Annotated in this window: 16 protein-coding genes; 6 read left to right on the top strand and 10 right to left on the bottom strand. The window is 68.1% G+C overall.

Features of this window, described 5'->3' with window-relative positions; translation table 11 throughout:
- Positions 1 to 56 precede the first annotated feature (56 nt).
- Together QFZ23_RS09435 and QFZ23_RS09430 are read left to right on the top strand one after the other, a co-directional pair.
- Positions 57 to 728 (top strand): potassium channel family protein, encoded by a 672-nt coding sequence (locus tag QFZ23_RS09435; RefSeq protein ID WP_003801606.1) that lies wholly within the window; start codon positions 57 to 59, stop codon positions 726 to 728.
- Positions 729 to 1,577 carry a potassium channel family protein gene (locus QFZ23_RS09430; protein WP_306922394.1) on the top strand — a complete coding sequence of 283 codons (849 nt, stop codon included), beginning with the start codon at positions 729 to 731 and terminating at the stop codon, positions 1,575 to 1,577. It abuts the gene before it with no gap.
- On the opposite strand, the gene QFZ23_RS09425 is transcribed toward QFZ23_RS09430, so the two are convergent.
- The 4 genes from QFZ23_RS09425 to dut form a co-directional block, all read right to left on the bottom strand.
- Positions 1,547 to 2,302 (bottom strand): DUF3159 domain-containing protein, encoded by a 756-nt coding sequence (locus tag QFZ23_RS09425; protein WP_306922392.1) that lies wholly within the window; start codon positions 2,300 to 2,302, stop codon positions 1,547 to 1,549. The two genes, QFZ23_RS09430 and QFZ23_RS09425, sit on opposite strands and share 31 nt — an antisense overlap.
- Positions 2,299 to 2,628: a hypothetical protein gene (locus QFZ23_RS09420; protein ID WP_306922390.1), complete on the bottom strand. Its 330-nt coding sequence runs from the start codon at positions 2,626 to 2,628 to the stop codon at positions 2,299 to 2,301. The genes QFZ23_RS09425 and QFZ23_RS09420 overlap by 4 nt, the downstream gene beginning before the upstream one ends.
- The gene (locus tag QFZ23_RS09415) at positions 2,621 to 3,334 is read right to left on the bottom strand and encodes a DUF3710 domain-containing protein (RefSeq protein ID WP_306922388.1); all 714 of its coding nucleotides are present in this window, start codon (positions 3,332 to 3,334) and stop codon (positions 2,621 to 2,623) included. Before QFZ23_RS09415 ends, QFZ23_RS09420 begins: the two co-directional genes overlap by 8 nt.
- Before the next feature lie 73 nt (positions 3,335 to 3,407).
- Positions 3,408 to 3,971: a dUTP diphosphatase gene (gene dut, locus QFZ23_RS09410; RefSeq protein ID WP_306922387.1), complete on the bottom strand. Its 564-nt coding sequence runs from the start codon at positions 3,969 to 3,971 to the stop codon at positions 3,408 to 3,410.
- 59 nt (positions 3,972 to 4,030) lie between these two features.
- Here dut and QFZ23_RS09405 point away from each other — a divergent pair, with 59 nt between their 5' ends.
- Complete coding sequence (locus tag QFZ23_RS09405; RefSeq protein ID WP_306922385.1) at positions 4,031 to 4,519, top strand: DUF3093 domain-containing protein; 489 nt, start codon at positions 4,031 to 4,033, stop codon at positions 4,517 to 4,519.
- 24 nt (positions 4,520 to 4,543) lie between these two features.
- Here QFZ23_RS09405 and QFZ23_RS09400 read toward each other — a convergent pair whose 3' ends face one another.
- Positions 4,544 to 4,843, bottom strand: coding sequence for a DUF4193 domain-containing protein (locus tag QFZ23_RS09400; protein ID WP_306922384.1), 300 nt, complete (start codon positions 4,841 to 4,843; stop codon positions 4,544 to 4,546).
- Between the two features lie 257 nt (positions 4,844 to 5,100).
- Between QFZ23_RS09400 and sepH the strand changes: the two genes are divergently transcribed.
- Positions 5,101 to 6,597 carry a septation protein SepH gene (gene sepH / locus QFZ23_RS09395; protein ID WP_306922382.1) on the top strand — a complete coding sequence of 499 codons (1,497 nt, stop codon included), beginning with the start codon at positions 5,101 to 5,103 and terminating at the stop codon, positions 6,595 to 6,597.
- A gap of 3 nt (positions 6,598 to 6,600) precedes the next feature.
- On the opposite strand, the gene QFZ23_RS09390 is transcribed toward sepH, so the two are convergent.
- The 4 genes from QFZ23_RS09390 to QFZ23_RS09375 form a co-directional block, all read right to left on the bottom strand.
- Complete coding sequence (locus QFZ23_RS09390; protein ID WP_306922381.1) at positions 6,601 to 7,368, bottom strand: thymidine kinase; 768 nt, start codon at positions 7,366 to 7,368, stop codon at positions 6,601 to 6,603.
- Positions 7,361 to 8,629, bottom strand: a complete 1,269-nt coding sequence (locus QFZ23_RS09385) for an alkaline phosphatase family protein (protein WP_306922380.1) — start codon at positions 8,627 to 8,629, stop codon at positions 7,361 to 7,363. The genes QFZ23_RS09390 and QFZ23_RS09385 overlap by 8 nt, the downstream gene beginning before the upstream one ends.
- A 1-nt stretch (position 8,630) precedes the next feature.
- Positions 8,631 to 9,371, bottom strand: a complete 741-nt coding sequence (locus QFZ23_RS09380; RefSeq protein WP_306922379.1) for a DUF5998 family protein — start codon at positions 9,369 to 9,371, stop codon at positions 8,631 to 8,633.
- A 78-nt stretch (positions 9,372 to 9,449) separates the two neighbouring features.
- The gene (locus tag QFZ23_RS09375; RefSeq protein WP_306922378.1) at positions 9,450 to 12,140 is read right to left on the bottom strand and encodes a bifunctional acetate--CoA ligase family protein/GNAT family N-acetyltransferase; all 2,691 of its coding nucleotides are present in this window, start codon (positions 12,138 to 12,140) and stop codon (positions 9,450 to 9,452) included.
- 56 nt (positions 12,141 to 12,196) lie between these two features.
- Here QFZ23_RS09375 and QFZ23_RS09370 point away from each other — a divergent pair, with 56 nt between their 5' ends.
- Together QFZ23_RS09370 and QFZ23_RS09365 are read left to right on the top strand one after the other, a co-directional pair.
- Complete coding sequence (locus tag QFZ23_RS09370) at positions 12,197 to 14,713, top strand: DNA gyrase/topoisomerase IV subunit A (protein WP_306922377.1); 2,517 nt, start codon at positions 12,197 to 12,199, stop codon at positions 14,711 to 14,713.
- Positions 14,714 to 14,722: 9 nt separating this feature from the next.
- Positions 14,723 to 15,241, top strand: coding sequence for a DinB family protein (locus QFZ23_RS09365; protein WP_306922376.1), 519 nt, complete (start codon positions 14,723 to 14,725; stop codon positions 15,239 to 15,241).
- A gap of 28 nt (positions 15,242 to 15,269) precedes the next feature.
- Here QFZ23_RS09365 and QFZ23_RS09360 read toward each other — a convergent pair whose 3' ends face one another.
- On the bottom strand, positions 15,270 to 16,154 hold the full coding sequence (locus QFZ23_RS09360) for a GNAT family N-acetyltransferase (protein ID WP_306922375.1): 885 nt from the start codon (positions 16,152 to 16,154) through the stop codon (positions 15,270 to 15,272).
- Between the last annotated feature and the right edge of the window lie 149 nt (positions 16,155 to 16,303).

Genomic DNA, 16,303 nt, shown 5'->3' with positions numbered 1-16,303 from the left:
AGGTTTCCGGCGGTAGAGTCTTACGGAGCAGTCGGCGAGAGTTGAGGAGAGAACGCGTGGCGCACTTCGTGATCATGGGTTGTGGACGCGTCGGGGCCACCTTGGCGCACACGCTTGAGGACGCCGGCCATTCCGTGGCCATCATCGACCAGGACGACCGCGCCTTCCGCCGCCTCCGCTCGGGCTTCACCGGCCGGAAAGTCACCGGCGTCGGCTTTGACCGCGACACCCTGAAGCAGGCGGGCGTCGCAGATGCCTACGCCTTTGCGGCCGTGTCCAGCGGCGACAACTCCAACATCCTGGCAACCAGGGTGGCTCGCGAGACGTTCCACGTGCCGCACGTGGTGGCCCGCATCTACGATCCCGGCCGCGCCGAGATCTACCAGCGCCTGGGCATCCCCACAGTGGCCGCGGTGCGCTGGAGCGCCGACCAGGTCCTGCGCCGCATCCTTCCCGAACAGCACCTTGCCGGGGACTTCCGCGACCCGTCCGGCCGCCTCGTGCTGGCCGAACTCGACCTCCACCCGGAATGGGTGGGCCATCCGGTCTCCTCCATCGAAAAGGTGGCCGACGTCCGGGTTGCCTACCTGACCAGGTTCGGCGAGGGGATGCTGCCCGCCGCGGGCACCTCCTACCAGGACGGCGATACGGTGCATGCCATGCTGCGGGTGGACCGGTCGTCCGAAGTCGCCCACATCCTCGCCAAAGCACCCGCCAAGGAGTCCTAAGTGAAAGTCGTCATCGTCGGGGCCGGAAGCGTCGGCTCCTCGATTGCCCGTGAGCTGCTGTCCCACAAGCACGAGATCCTGCTCATTGACCTCAAGCCCGAAGTGATCGGGCGCAGCGGCCTGCGCGGGGCGCACTGGCTGGTGGGCGATGCCTGCGAGCTGAGCACCCTGCAGGACGCGAAGCTCGAGGACGCGGACGTAGTGGTTTCGGCGACGGGCGATGACAAGGTGAACCTCGTCGTTTCGCTGCTGGCTAAGACCGAGTTCGGCATCGGGCGCACGGTGGGGCGCGTGAACAACCCGAAGAACGACTGGATGTTCAACGACTCCTGGGGCGTGGACGTTGCCGTGAACACCCCTCAGCTAATGACGGCGCTGGTGGAGGAAGCCGTGGAGATCGGTGACCTCGTGCGGCTCCTGACCCTGCAGACGGGCGTGTCATCCCTCGTCGAATTCACGGTGCCGCATGACTCCCACGCCATCGGACTGACGGTGGGTGACATCGACTGGCCGGAGGACTCCACGCTGGTGGCCATCCTGCGGGACCAGGCACCGATCACGCCCAGCCGGGACGACGTCATCGACGGTGGCGACGAACTGTTTTTCGTCACCACCATCGCAGCAGAGGACCAGCTGCGCGAACTGCTGTCGCCGGGCTCAGGCGACGGGCACGGGTCCGGCGAGGGGCAGGCCCCAGGCGACGGGCAGGCCTCAGGCGACGCGCGCGCACGGGGCGAGGTCCCGGCGTCGGACCTTTCGCCAGAGGAAGGCGCCCCGGCCACCCCGGCCCGGGCGACTGGAGGCCCGGCAACCGCAGATCAGCTGGATGACGACGGCTTCGACGGCTGACCGTCAGGCGTTGCCGCCGGCCGCGTGATGAGCCAGGCGATCCATAGGCCGAGGATGTACAGCGGCGCACCCATGATGAGCCTGGTGGTGGCCAGCGCCGCCAACCCGTCCGGACCCATCAGGTACAGGGGAACCTGAACCAACAGGCGCAGCACCAGCACACCGACGATGATCCACGTGCCCAGCCGGTACGCGCGGACCCGAACCGGGTCCTTGCGCCAGTCCAGGCCTTCATTCCGGATGAACCCGAACAGCAGTCCGGCGATCGGCCAGCGGACGGCGATGGAGATGACCATCGCCACAATGTAGGCAGTGTTCGTCAGGAAACCCGGAAGGTAGAAATCCTCCGCCTTGCCCGTGGTGTTGGCGAGCCAGGCTGAGATGCCCACGCCGACGACGCCGGCCAGCGCCTGGGTCAGCGGGCGGCGCTGCACGAGCCGGACCACGGTGAAGACGGCGGCGGTGCCCAGCGCGGCAATGAGCGACGGCGTCAGTGCGGTGGTGGCGGTGAAGGCGACCAGGAAGACCAGGCCGGGAAGGATGCTCTCGGCGATTCCCTGGTAACCGCCAGCGCTCTTCAGGACGTCGATGCGGCCGTCGTGTGTGCGGTGCAGCCCTGCCTTGGACGCGTAGTCCTCGGTCAGCCCGGCAAAACCCGGGTTCTCGGGCGTGGGCTTGGGTTCCTCGCGGCCCGGTCCCGAATCGGAGTTCTCAGGCAAAGTCATTGGTTCTCCTGGCGAGACAGTGTCTCGTAGCGGGGGTTGAACATGGTGGGCATGCCTTCCTTAACGGTCAGCATGCCTTCGAGCCTGAGTTCCGTCCCGGCGTCGATCCCCGGAATGCGGCGGCGGCCCAGCCAGATGACGCGCAGCCGCCCGCGCCGTTCCGTGACCGGGGCGTCGTGGTCCGAGACGATGGCCGTGAAGGCTGCCACCTCTGACGGGGGCGCGTAGGTCACCGACTCGATAAATCCGTGGCACAGGACGCGCCCGCGCTCCGGCAGCCCGCGGATGGGTACCGCGTGGTCCTGCGGGCCGCCTGCATCAACCAATCTGGGTGATCTCCGGCCCGCGCTCGGGCTGCTGGAGGTCCGGCGCTGCGGGGGGCACGGATCCGGCGGCGTCCTTGGGCAGGCGCAGCTGCAGCAGGTCCCTCGGCGGCATGGGGTTCTCGCCCCGGATGACCACGATCTTCCGGAACAGGTCTTCGAGGCCGGCAGCCGCTTCACGGTCCACCGCGGCCTCGCCGCCGAATACGCCGCGAAGGAACCAGCGGGGGCCGTCGACGCCGACGAAGCGGGCGACGCGGTAACCCTGGCTGCCGTCCGGGGCGCCCGCCGGCAGCTTGGCCACGAGTTCGACGCCGTAGTCCCCCGGGATCTCCTCAACCTGGCCGCCCTGGCCGCCGACAGACTGGCCGATCTGTTCCCGGATCTCGTCCCAGAGCCCTTCGGAGCGGGGCGCGGCAAACGCCTGCAGCTGCAGGCTCGACCCCTCAAGGTCCATGGTCACGGCGACGACGCGCTGGGTTGCTTCCTCGACTTCAAGCCGGAGCTGCAGTCCGTCGCGAGGGGCAATGAGCAGGGCGCCGAGGTCCACATAGCCGTCGCGGCTGCTGATCTCGGAGACGTCGAAGGGGCCGTTGGCCCTGCGGTCATCCGCAGCATTCCCGGCCGGATCCGGGGTGGCGTCCTCCTGGACGTCCTCCGGTTCTGCCGATTCCTGCTTCTTGGCTTTCTTGCCCCGCCCAAAAACCATGCGTTGTCTCCTTAGTTGTGATGATGTCGCGCGCCCCGAAAGGCGGGTGTGCAGCCCAGCCGGTGTTGAGCCGCTACGTGCCCGGAACGGCAAACCCGCCCGTGGAGCCGAACCCGCCAGCACCGCGGACAGAGTCGTTCAGCTCCCCCACGGCGATGAACTGCGCGTGCTCCACGCGCTGGATCACCATCTGTGCAATTCTATCGCCGCGCCGCAGTTCTATGGCCTGGTCCCGGTCGGTGTTGAGCAGGGTCACCGCGATCTCCCCCCGGTATCCGGCGTCGACGGTTCCCGGGGCGTTCACAACCGTGAGCCCGTGCTTGGTGGCCAGGCCCGAGCGGGGGTGGATAAGGGCTACAAAGCCATCCGGCAGGGCGATGGATACACCGGTGGGAACGAGCCGCCGCTCGCCCGGCTCGAGCACCACGTCCTCGCGGGCCCGCAGGTCCGCACCGGCGTCACCGGGGTGGGCGTACGACGGAGCTTCCAGGCCGTCGTCAAGCATTTTCAGCTGCACCTGCACCGTGGGTGCTCCGAACTCCGCCCTGGGCGGCTGCGCGGCGGCAGTGGCGGGGGCCTGCTGCGCCGTGGGGACTTGCTGCGCAAGGGATGTCATGGCCGTAGATTCGTCAGTCACAGTCCCACACTCTATCGCCCGCGCGGCTTCTCCTCATACTGGCCACTAAGCTTGGGGGCATGCCCGAATCAAGCGCTGCCGTCCCTGCCCGCAACCCGTCTTCACCGGATGAGACAGTAATTTTCTCCGAAAAGCTGTGGCCCGGCGCGTGGATCTGGGTGGTTGCAGGGGGCATCGCATCAGCCGGCATCCTGGTCTTCGCCCCCATCAGCCTGGCGGCCGGTTTCACGGCAGCCGCTGTGCTGTTCGCCATCGAAGCCGTATTGCTGGTCCTGTCCACGCCGTCACTGGCGGTGACCACGCGCACCCTTCAGGTGGGCCGGGCCAGCATCGAACGCAGCCTGATTGGCGCGGCAGCGGCGTACCGCGGCAAAGAAGCGACGGCGGAGCGCGGCACGCGCCTGAACGGCCTGGCCTATCTCTGCATCCGGGGGTGGATTGACCCGGTGGTCAGGATCGAGATCGCCGACCCGTCGGACCCCACGCCGTACTGGCTGACCTCCACGCGGCGTCCGGAAGAACTCGTCGCCGCGCTGGCCGGCAAGTAGCCTCAGTCACCCTTCACAATCGCGCTAGCCTTCACAATCGCGGCAGTACAGCAGCCCGTTCTTTTCGCGGGCGATCTGGGAGCGGTGCCGGACCAGGAAGCACGAGGCACACGTGAACTCGTCGGCCTGGGCGGGCAGGACACGGACCAGCAGCTCCTCACCGGACAGGTCGGCTCCCGGCAGCTCGTAGCCTTCGGCGAGGTCGGACTCGTCCTCCTCCACCACCGCCGTGGGTTTCTCGGCACGGCGGGTCTTCAGCTCCTCAATCGAGTCCTCGTTGAGGTCCTCTTCGGACTTCCGCGGCGCATCATAATCAGTCGCCATGGCCTGCTGCTCACACTCCGTCGAATCGCTCGAATGATTCATCCGGGACAACGCCGGACGAACCTGGTTTGTGCCCGGTGGGCACATTTTTCTCCAAGCTGCGCGGAAAAGCCATAGCCGGAACAAACGCCTCCCCCGGGCCCCCACCAGCCGCCCAAAACTCCCGGAATTTCGCGGCGCGCCCTCTGCCCTAACGGGAAAAGACAGCGCGGGGTGGCAGAGTTTCGAATGATAGTAATGCCAGGGTGGAGGATTGTATGCAGGATCTACGGCTTGTAGGCGTCCACGACGACGGGGAGCATCTCCTGTTAAGCGGCACCGCCGGCGCAATGTTCCGGCTGCCGATCAATGAGGCGCTCAGACTGGCTGCCAGCCGGCCCTCTGTGCGCCCGTCCGCGGGTGCCCCCGTGGCCATGTCTCCACGCGACATCCAGGCGAAAATCCGCAGCGGTTCCACCGCTGCCGAGGTTGCCGCCGCCTCAGGCATGCCGCAGGAAAAGGTCGAGCGTTACGAAGGGCCGGTCCTGGCCGAACGCGCGTACATTGCGCAGCAGGCCCAGAAGGTGGAAGTCGCCTCCCCGGCCCCGGGGCACGACGTCTACCGGTCGGCTTTCGGCGACAACGCCGCCACCCTCGGCGACATGGTGGCCCACCGACTCACCGCCCACGGCATCCAGTCCTCCACACTGGAGTGGGATTCATGGCGCCGGCCGGACGGCACCTGGACCGTGGTGGCCAAGTTTGAAGCTGCCCCCGGTGGCCACGCGAGCATTGGCGAGGAACCTCCCGCGATGTGGACGTTCAACCCCACCCGGAAATCCCTGCAGAACGCGAACCGCTGGGCCCAGCAGCTCAGCGAACTGGAGCCGCTGGACGGACCTGTGCCGGCCCGCCGGCTTTCCGCGGTGTCCGACAGGCCGTTCGACTTCGAAACCGACGCGGACGCGGCGGCCCGCACCGGCATCGGCGCCGGCCTGGAGCAGCAGAAAGACCCGGACGGCCTGCTGGACATGCTGCGTTCGCGGCGCGGCCAGCGGCTTGGCGTGGATGAGGACAGCGACGACGCCCTGGCGCTGCTGCTGGCAAACGGTGTCCCGGCCGCCCACCCCCGGGCAGAGGAAGCGCCTGCAGGCACAGAGGCCGAATCGCCTTCGGACGGCTCTGCGTATCCAGACGGCTCTGCGTATCCAGATGGTTCTGTTGAGCAGGACGGTGTGGAACAGGATCCGGAGTCCGGACTGCAGGAGAATAACGACGACGGCGCCGCCGGGGCTCCGGCGGCGGAGTTCACGCTGGCCCGGCGCCGCGACGGCCGGCCTTCGATGGTTTCCCGCCTCAACCTGGTGCCCCGGCATGAGGACACCGACGACGAGTCGCTGAAGCTTCACGACGGCGTCAGCACCCATACGCGCGAAATCACCATAGTCCCGGGTCACCCCGTCCCCGGAAAACACGGTCCCGCCAAGCCTGAGGAGCCCGCCTCACCGGCAGCGCAGTCCCCCGCCCCGGTTACCGGCCGCACGGCGCCTGCCAACCCGGGGCTGGACGAACTCCTGGGCCGCGGCAATGCCCGCCGCCGCCTTGAAGGGAACCGCTTGGAGGGGAACCGCCCCGAAGGCACACGGCCACAGCCCGGCCAGGGGACGTCCCGCGCCGATCAGGACCGGGACGAACCGGAACGGCAGCCATCCCGGCCGAAACGCTCAAGTGTTCCCAGCTGGGACGAAATCGTCTTCGGCACCCGCGGCGACTGAGGACTAGCTGCAGGCACTTCCACTGGCGCTGGCTCTTCCGCTGGCGCTGGCTCTTCCGGTGGCACCGTGCCACAGGCAGGCGTCCACCTCGAACGGGAGCAGTTGGTCCTGCTGGGCGATAATGCTGGCGCCGTGAGCGGTGACCCGGCGCATGAAGTGCCGCCGGCACAGCGTTTCGTAGCCCACCACCGGCACATGGCCTGCGTCGCCATCGGGATCGCCGGCCGCAGGATCAATGGCCATGTCCACATCGCCGACCACCACCTGGGCGCCTTCGGTGACCATCACGCCGTCGACCGTCCTGGCGTTATGGGTGGCGCGCCGGCCGCACCAGCACAACGATTCAACCTGCAGGACCTGCACCCGATCCGCGAGTTCAATCAGGCGCTGCGAACCCGGGAAGAGGCGGGTCCGGAAGTCCGCGGTAATGCCAAAGGCAAAGACGTCCACCTCGATCTCGTCCACTACGCGTGCCAGCTGCTCCACCTGGGCGGCTGAATAGAACTGTGCCTCGTCGCAGATGAGGTAGTCCACGCGAATCCCCTGGGTGCGGCGGAGCACCACTTCGTCCCAGAAGTCCGTGGTGTCGAGGACTTCCACGGCCTCGGTCTGCAGCCCCAAGCGGCTGGAGATCCGGGAGTCGCCGGCCCGGTCGTTGCGGCTGAACCGCACCCCGCCGCGACCGCTGGCGCGGTGGTTGTGGTCCATCTGCAGGGCGAGGGTGGACTTGCCGGAGTCCATGGTTCCGGAGAAAAAGACGAGCTCAGCCACGGGATCCCCAGCGGCCTGCTGTCTTGCCGGAGCCCGTCCTGCCGGAAGCCTGGAAACTGAGCAGCGGGACTTCCCGTTCGGCCTTGGTCAGGGAACCATGCTGGCCCACAACCTCCATGGCCGTCGGACGCACCCGGCGCGTGTCGTAGAACGCCAGCGCGTCCCGGGCGGCCACCATCACATCGCCCAGCCGTCCCGTGACCTCGGGCCGCACCGTACCGAAGAGCCCTGCAGCCACGGCTTCCTCCCGGGTGAACGCCCAGATCCGCTCGCCGAAGCGGGCACGCCAGGCCGCCAGGAGCCGCTCCGTCGCGGCATCGCCGGCGTCGTCCTCAAGATACAGGTGCACCATGCGCGGTTCCCCGGCGGTGTGCCGGACACCGTCCACGAGGGCGGCATCCGCAGCGTAGTCGAGACGCTGTGACTCAGCAACGTCCAGCATCCCGTGGTCGGCCGTGACCAGCACAGTGGTTCCGGCCGGGAGGGACGCATCCAGCCGCTTGACCGTGGCGTCCAGCTCCTCGAGCTGGTGCTCCCACTGCGGCGACTGCGCGCCGTACCGGTGGCCGGCCTTGTCCAGGTCGTTCACGTAGAAGTACATAAGGGCGGACTCCGCCTCAGCCATGGCCTCGGCAGCCGCCGCCGTGCGGGCGTGCGAGGTGGTGCCGGAGACGAACGTGCCGCCGCGCAGCGCCGCCTGGGTCATGGGCGACCCGCCAAACTGCGGCAGGCTGACGGTGGTGACCGCGACGTGTTCGGAGGCACGCTCGAACACAGTGGGGAACGGCTGCCACTGCTGCGGGTCCACGGCGGCATCCCAGTTGCCCAGCATGTTGACCACCTTGTCCTGGGCCGGATCCAGGACGTCATAGCCCACCAGTCCGTGCTGGCCGGGCGCGAGTCCGGTGCCGAGGCTGGCGAGGGAGGCTGCGGTGGTTGAAGGGAAGGCGGCATCCAGCCATACGGGCACAGCCCCCTGGCCCTGCTGCAGGACGCCCCGGAGGAAGGGAGTGTGCGCGGTCTTCTGCTTAAGCAGGCTGCGTCCCAGCCCGTCGGCCAGGACCACGCATACGCGCTTGGCCTGCGGAAGGTCCAGCACGTTCTCGAAGCCCGGTACACCTAGGCTGGCTGCCGCGCTGCCCAGCACCTCGGCCACGGAGCGGCGGCCGTAGGCCGGTGCAGCCGGCAAGCCGCTTACGGCAGGCCGGGTTTGCGTCGTACGTGTTGCGGAGTCTGAAGTATGGTTTTCCTGCTCCCGCATCTCAGCGCTTGTGCCCGCGGCTGAGCCGGTTGGCAAAAACCCCCATGCGGGGACGCGGGTGGGTCGCGGACGGCGCATGCCGCACCGGGGCGGGGGATCCGGTGTTCACCGCTCGCAGGGCACGGGCAAAAAGCTTGGCATCCTGGACCGCCTGCAGGCCGTCCGCTTCGGCGCTGATGCGCAGGACGATGTCTTCCTGGGCGATGGTGCCGCTGTAGCCGTGGTCGGCCTCGCACTGCGGGTCGCCGCAGCTGGCCGGACCCACGTCCAGGCGCTGGCCGCCGGACCAGGCGATGGACAGGGTGACCTCGCGGACGGGGTCCGAAGGCTTGTAGTTCTGGGGCTGGGCGTACATGTAGCTCAGGACCACCGAGCGGATCTGCGCCACCGGGACGGATTCCGTGGAAATCTGCGCCACGATCTGTTCGCCCGCCTCGTCGAGCTGCTGGTCGTCCACGTGCGTGATCACCAGCATGTCCTCGGTGAGGACCAGGACGGTGATGTGCCGGCGGACCTCGGCACGGTCGAAGTGCGTTTCGAGGTGGACCAGGTGTGCGAGGCAGTCCCGGCCGCCCAGGGCGTCATCCACCACGTCGGCCACCAGCAGCGGGTAAAAGCCGGCCTGCTGCAGGGCGCCATCGAGGCTCTGGCCCTGCACACTGTGATTATGTGAGCCGTGCTGGAAAGCCTGCGGGCTGTGGTCGGGCGCTTGAGGCTTCGAGGTGGGAGGCTGGGAGCTCATTTCCCCATTTTCACAGATCGGTGTGGCACATGCTAACCAGGAGGCCAGCTCCGCCTGCCCTGCAGCTGCCCCTGCCGTCTAGCTCCGCATCGCCCGCCGTGCGCTGTCGGTGCGCTGGGCCGCGTTGCCGATCCGCACGTCGGCAGCCAGGATGAACGCCCCCTGCGGCGTGGCCAAGACCGGGTTGAATTCCACCAGGGCTATCTCCGGGTGCGCATCCTTGAGCCGTGCCAGCCGCGCGGCCACCTCCTCCAGGGCGGAAACATCGACGGCGGGAAGGCCCTGGTAGCCGAACAGCTTCCGGGACGCGCGGGGGCTCCGGATCAGGTCGCGGAGGTCGGCGGTGGACAGCGGCGGCGCCCGGTGCGCCCAGTCGTCCAGCAGGTTGACGGCGTCGCCGGCCAGCCCGAAGGACACCACGGGCCCCAGCAGGGGGTCCTCGATGGCGCGCAGGGTGCAGGCCTGGCCCACCGGGGCCATGGTCTGGACCTCCAGCGACGCCGAGCCGTAAGGCTCCAGCGCCCGGCGCATCTGGATGATGTTCAGCCGGAGGGAGTCCGCGTCCTGGATATCCAGCCGCACCCCGCCCAGGTCAAGGCGGTGGCGCAGCGTGGGATCGGTGGTCTTCAGTGCCACGGGCCAGCCGAGCCTGCCGGCCGCCGCCACGGCTTCATCCTCCGTGTCGAAGCCTTCCGAGCGCATCACCCTGATCCCGTAATGCCCCAGCAGACGGGCGGCGTCTGCTGGCTCAAGTTGCTTGAGCTGCTCGCCGCGGACATCGGCCAGCAGCTGCTCGAGGTCGGCGTGGGCCGCGTCGGGATCGCACCCGTCAGGATCCACAAAGAGGCCCTGGTCCCGCTCCGCCCACTCGGCATACCGCACCACGGCGGAGAGGGCGGCAACGGCGGCCCCGGGATTCGAGTAGCACGGCACCGGCGCCGCGCCGGAGTCCTCCCCCACCATGCCTTCGACGTACACCGACGGATCGAGGATGCCGGTGAAGGCTGCCACCACCGGCTTTCCGGCCTCCGCGGAGGCTTCTGCGAGCGCCGCGGCAATCTTCTCCACGGTCAACCCGCGGGCAGGAAGGAAGGCAACCACGGCCGCGTGGATTGCCTCTTTGGCGAGCACTTCGCGGAGCCGCTCACGCAGGGCCGGCAGGGCACGGGACATGCCGGCGTCCAGGTCCAACTCCGTCACGAGCTCCTCGACGCCCAGGCCGTGGGACGCGGCGCTGTCCGCCACCACTTTCCCCAGTGCCCCGGAGTTGCTGAAGACCGCCACCCCGGCCCCCTTGGGGATCGGCTGGGCGGACACGATCTGCGCCACGTCCATGAGCTGTTCGATGGTCTCCACGCGGATCACGCCGGACTGGCGCATCATCGAGTCCAGCGCATCAGCGGGAGCCTGGGTGGTGCGGACGGCATGTCCGGGCGGCAGCTGCAGCCCCATGGAAGTGGACTTGGCCACGATCACCGGCTTGGTCCGCGCGAGCCGCCGGGCGATGCGGGAGAATTTGCGCGGGTTGCCGATCGACTCCAGATACAGGCCTACGGCGGTGGTGTCGGCGTCGTCCTCCCAAAACTGCATCATGTCGTTGCCGGACACATCGGCCCGGTTTCCGGCCGACAGGAAAGTGGAGATGCCGGCGCGGCGCCGGCTGGACGCCGCGTACAGCGCCACCCCGATCGCCGCGGACTGGCTGAACAGCCCCAGGCCGCCGCCGCGGGCCAGGCTTGGTGCCATGGAGGCGTTCAGCGACACCGCGGAGTTGGTATTCACGATGCCGAGCGAGGCCGGTCCGATGACCCGCATCCCGTTGGCCCGCGCCTGCCGCACCAGCTCCCGCTGCCGGGCGAGGCCCCGCTCCCCGTCCTCGGTGAATCCCGCGGAGGCCACCAGGACCCCCTTCACGCCGGCGGCCGCGCACTCATCCACCACCTTGGGGACTTCCTCATAGGGTACCGCCACGATGGCCAGCTGCACCGGCCCGGGCACCTCGGAGAGCTTGCCGAAGGACAGCATGCCGGCCAGTTCAAAGGCTTCGGGGTTGATGGCGTAGACGGGACCGGTAAAGCCGCCTTCGATGATGTGTTCCAGGAGCTGGTACCCCACTGTTCCCCACCTGCGGCTCGCACCGATCACCGCCACCGACGACGGTGCCAGCAGGTCCTGCACGCTTCTCGCCTCCGCGCGGTGCTCCCGGGCTTCCATCACGGCGCGCGATTTGTCCGTGGGGTCGATGTTGAACTCAAGGCTCACCACTCCGTCGTCGAAGTGGCGTTTGACGTCGTAGCCGGCGTCGGAGAAGACCATGAGCATCTTGCGGTTCTCGGGCAGGACCTCGGCACTGAACCGGCGGATCCCGTTTTCGCGGGCCGCCGCCGCGAGGTGCTCCAGCAGGATCGAGCCGATGCCCCGGCCCTGGTGCGCGTCGGCGATGTTGAAGGCCACCTCGGCCTCCGCGGGGTCGTCAAGCCGGTCGTACCGGCCGATGCCGATGATGTCCCCGCCGATGGTGATCACGAAGGCCACCCGGTCCCGGTAGTCCACCTCGGTGAAACGCTTGAGCTCGCGGCTGGAGAGCCGCTCCTTGAAGGCGAAGAACCGCATGTAGATGGAATCCTGCGACTGCCGCGTGTGGAAGGTCTGAACGGCGTCCGCGTCGGTGGGGTGGATGGGGCGCAAATGCGCTGTGCCGCCGTCCCTCAGAACGACATCGGCCTCCCAATATTCCGGATATTCGCCGTCCCCGGGCTGATCCACCATAGGCTTAGCCTAGCTAAACCTCCCGAAGTGCACCCCAAAAAGGATCCACCAGCCCCATGGCACGCCGCCAAACACGCACCCCCGCAGGGGAAACAGTCCAGGACTACACTGAAAACATCGTTGATATCGACGTGACTTCCGAGATGGAAGGCTCCTTTCTGGAGTACGCGTACTCGGTCATCTATTCCCGGGCCCTGCCCGACGCCCGGGACGGCCTCAAGCCCGTCCAGCGACGCATCCTCTACATGATGAGCGACATGGGCCTCCGTCCGGACCGGGGCCACGTCAAGAGCGCCCGGGTGGTGGGTGAGGTCATGGGCAAGCTCCACCCGCACGGCGACACCGCCATCTACGACGCCATGGTGCGCATGGCCCAGGACTTCTCGCTCCGGCTCCCCCTGATCGACGGCCATGGAAACTTCGGCTCGCTCGACGACGGTCCCGCGGCACCGCGGTACACCGAGGCCCGCCTGGCGGCGGCAGCACTCACCATGACGGACCACCTCGACGAAGACGTGGTGGACTTCGTCCCCAACTACGACAACCAGCTCACCCAGCCGGAGGTCCTGCCCGCAGCGTTCCCCAACCTGCTGGTCAATGGCACCACCGGCATCGCCGTCGGCATGGCCACGAACATGGCGCCGCACAACCTCGTCGAGGTCATCTCCGCAGCCCGGCACCTCATCGCGAACCCGGACGCCACACTGGAAGACATCATGCGGTTCGTCCCCGGCCCCGACCTGCCCACCGGCGGGCGCATCGTGGGCCTGGATGGCATCCGGGACGCCTACGCCACGGGCCGCGGCTCCTTCAAGACCCGCGCCAAGGTGGAGGTGGAGCAGCTCTCGGCCCGCCGGACGGGCCTCGTGGTCACCGAACTGCCGTACATGGTAGGTCCGGAAAAGGTGATCGAGAAGATCAAGGACGCGGTCAACGGCAAGAAGCTGGCGGGCATCAGCGACGTCGTGGACCTGACCGACCGCAAGCACGGCCTGCGGCTGGTCATCGAGCTGAAGAACGGTTTCAACCCCAACGCCGTTCTCCAGCAGCTCTACCGCTACTCGCCGATGGAGGATTCCTTCGGCATCAACAACGTGACCCTCGTGGAGGGGCAGCCGCAGACCCTGGGTCTGCTGCAGCTGCTAACCGTCTACGTGGATCACCGCATCTCGGTGGTGCGGCGCCGGACGGTGTTCCGGCTTGGCAAGAAGAAGGACCGCCTCCACCTGGTGGAGGGCCTGCTCATCGCCATCGTGGACATCGACGAGGTCATCCAGATCATCCGGTCCTCGGACGAGGCCTCCGCGGCCCGCGAACGGCTGATGTCCATCTACGACCTCTCCGAGATCCAGGCCAATTACATCCTTGAGCTCCGGCTCCGCCAGCTGACCAAGTACAGCAGGATCGAACTGGAGAAGGAACAGGACGAGCTTCGCAAGGAGATCGCCGAACTGGAGGCCATCCTCGAATCCGATCAGCTGCTGCGGGACCTGGTGTCTTCCGAACTCGGCGAGATCGCCGAGAAGTATGGCACGCCGCGGCGTACGGTGCTCCTGGAGTCCGAGGCCGTGTCCCCCACGGTGGCCAGCGCCGCCGGCGTCGAGGTCAAGGCAGGCGTCAAGGGCAAGCCAGCTCCCCTGGCACTCGAGATTGCGGACGACCCGTGCTGGGCGATCCTCACGGCCTCCGGCCAGATCGCCCGAACCGCTAACCAGGACAGCCTGGCCGAGACCGGACCCCGCTCCAAGCACGACGTGTTCCGCTCGGTGATCAAGACGTCGGCCCGGGGCGAGATCGCCGCAATCACCTCCCAGGGGCGCATGCTGCGGGTTCAGGTCATGGACATGCCCGTCCTCCCGCCGGTCTCCGGCCTGCCGAACCTGGCCGGCGGCGTTCCGGCCAAGGACTTCATCACCCTTCTGAAGGGTGAGTCACTCGTGGCCTTCGCTCCGCTCGATGAGGTGCTGGCGCTCGGCACGGCGCAGGGCATCGTGAAGCGGGTGCAGCCGGACTACCCACTGAACCGCGAGGACTGGGAAGTGATCACCCTGAAGGACAAGGACACCGTGGTAGGCGTGGGACCGGCAGGGTCCGACGACGCCGACCTGGTGTTCCTGACGCGGCAGGCACAGCTGCTGCGGTTTAGCGCCGCCGTCGTCCGCCCGCAGGGCAGGACGGCCGGGGGCATGGCCGGCATCAAGCTCGCCGACGGCGACCAGGTGGTGTTCTTCGGTGCGGTCGCCCCCGGCGACGAGGCCGCCGTCGTCGTCACCATTTCCGGCACGGAAGGTGCCCTGCCGGGCACCGCCCCTGGGGCCGCCAAGGTGACGGCCTTTGCCGAATACCCGGCCAAGGGCCGCGCCACCGCCGGGGTCCGGGCGCACCGGTTCCTGAAGGGCGAGGACACGCTGCTGCTGGCGTGGGCCGGGCACGGCCCTGCGAAGGCGTCGTCGTCGGCAGGGGTGGCCCGCTCGCTGCCCCAGGAGCACGGCCGGCGCGACGGTTCAGGCATTCCGCTCTCCCAGGCCGTGGATGTGATCGGCCCAAGCATGGCATGGCCGGAATCCGCCTAGACTACTGCCATGCCTATCATCCCGGATGAAAAGGACTGGACCTGGGTCCTGTCCCGCCCCTGCACCCAGTGCGGCTTCGACGCGTCCACCGTGACGCCGTCCACGGTTCCTGGCAGTGTCGAAAACATGCTGCCGCGCTGGCGGGCCGTGCTCCGGCGCCCGGACGCCAGCGAGCGGCCGGACGACAGCACCTGGTCCGCGCTGGAGTACGCCTGCCATGTCAGGGATGTGTTCAACCTCTTCGACCGCCGCCTCAACCTGATGCTCACCGAGGACAATGCCCGGTTTGAGAACTGGGACCAGGACCGGACTGCGGTGGAGAGCGATTATGCGAACGCCGACCCTGCCGTGGTGAGCGCCGAGCTCACCGCGGAGGGCGAGCAGGTGGCGGCCTCCTTTGCCAGCGTGCAGGAGCCGCAGTGGGACCGGACCGGGCTGCGCAGCAACGGCTCCGAGTTCACCGTCCTGACGCTCGCGCAGTATTTCCTGCACGACGTCGTCCATCACCTGGCGGATGTGGACGGCTAGCCGGCGGTGGACAGTTAACCCAGGTCCGTCAGAGCTGGAGGACCTTGTCCCAGGCCAGGCTTGTGTTAACCGGGGCGTAGCCCATCTTGCGGTAGAGCGCCATGGCGCCGGTGGGGTTCTCGGAATCCACATCCAGCGACGCCTTGTCCATGCCCGCGGCGGCGAAACGCCGCATGGCATCGGCCAGGAGTGCCTGCGCGACGCCGCGACCTCGGAATTCCCGGCGGACACCGAGCAGGTCCGTATAGCCCTCGGTGAACCCGCGGGTCGCGGCGGCGTCCGGGTCGTGGCTGGCCAGCTGGTAGCCAACAACCTCACCCGTGCTCCTCGCCAGCACGACGGCGCTGAGATCGGGCCGGGCCAGGGGGTCGTTGACCACGAAGCCCCATGACTCCTCGTCCCGTGGTTCGCTTCCCCAGTGGTCGGCGAAGACCTGATTGTGCGCCAGGCGCACGGCTTCGCTCAGCCCTGGTTCCATCGGCACCAGCTCCAGGCCGTGGTCCAGTGGTGCTTCGGGCGGCGGAGCCGAGAGCGGACGGTGCATCTCGTTGTAGTACCGGACCACCCCGTACCCGGACTCCTCCAGGAGTGCGCACTGGTGCCGCTGCTTCTGTTCGACGAATATCCGCAGCCGCGGTACTGGCTCTGCACCGCCTGAACCTGCACTGCCTGAACCTGCGCCGGCGTCCTCGGCACTGGCATCCTCCGCGAACCGCTGTCTGGTCCGCGCCTCCAGCCAGGACAGGAGGGCGGAGCCGATGCCGCGGCGCTGCCACTGCGGGTCCACGGCACAGAATCCATGGGCTTTTGCCCCGTCCTTGTTTTTGGTCAGGCGGGCGTAGGCCCTGGGAACACCGCCGGAGTCCAGGCCGAGGACTGTGTTTGGCCCCACAGGGTTGTTTCTGGACTCCATGATTTGCTCCAGGTCCGCAGTTCCGGGAAGTCGACGGCGGGCAGCTCCCGGGAGCCGACCGCGGGCAGGCCGGAGGCGTCGTTGTGCGTCATGGGAAACAGGCTAGCCGCCGGGAACTGGCCGCGCCATCATGTTTGAGCGGCGCTGCT

It is taken from the genome of Arthrobacter globiformis (genome assembly GCF_030818015.1).
GTDB lineage: Bacteria > Actinomycetota > Actinomycetes > Actinomycetales > Micrococcaceae > Arthrobacter > Arthrobacter globiformis_C.
Note: the sequence above shows the minus strand (reverse complement) of the source record. Positions and strands in the feature narration are given on the sequence as shown.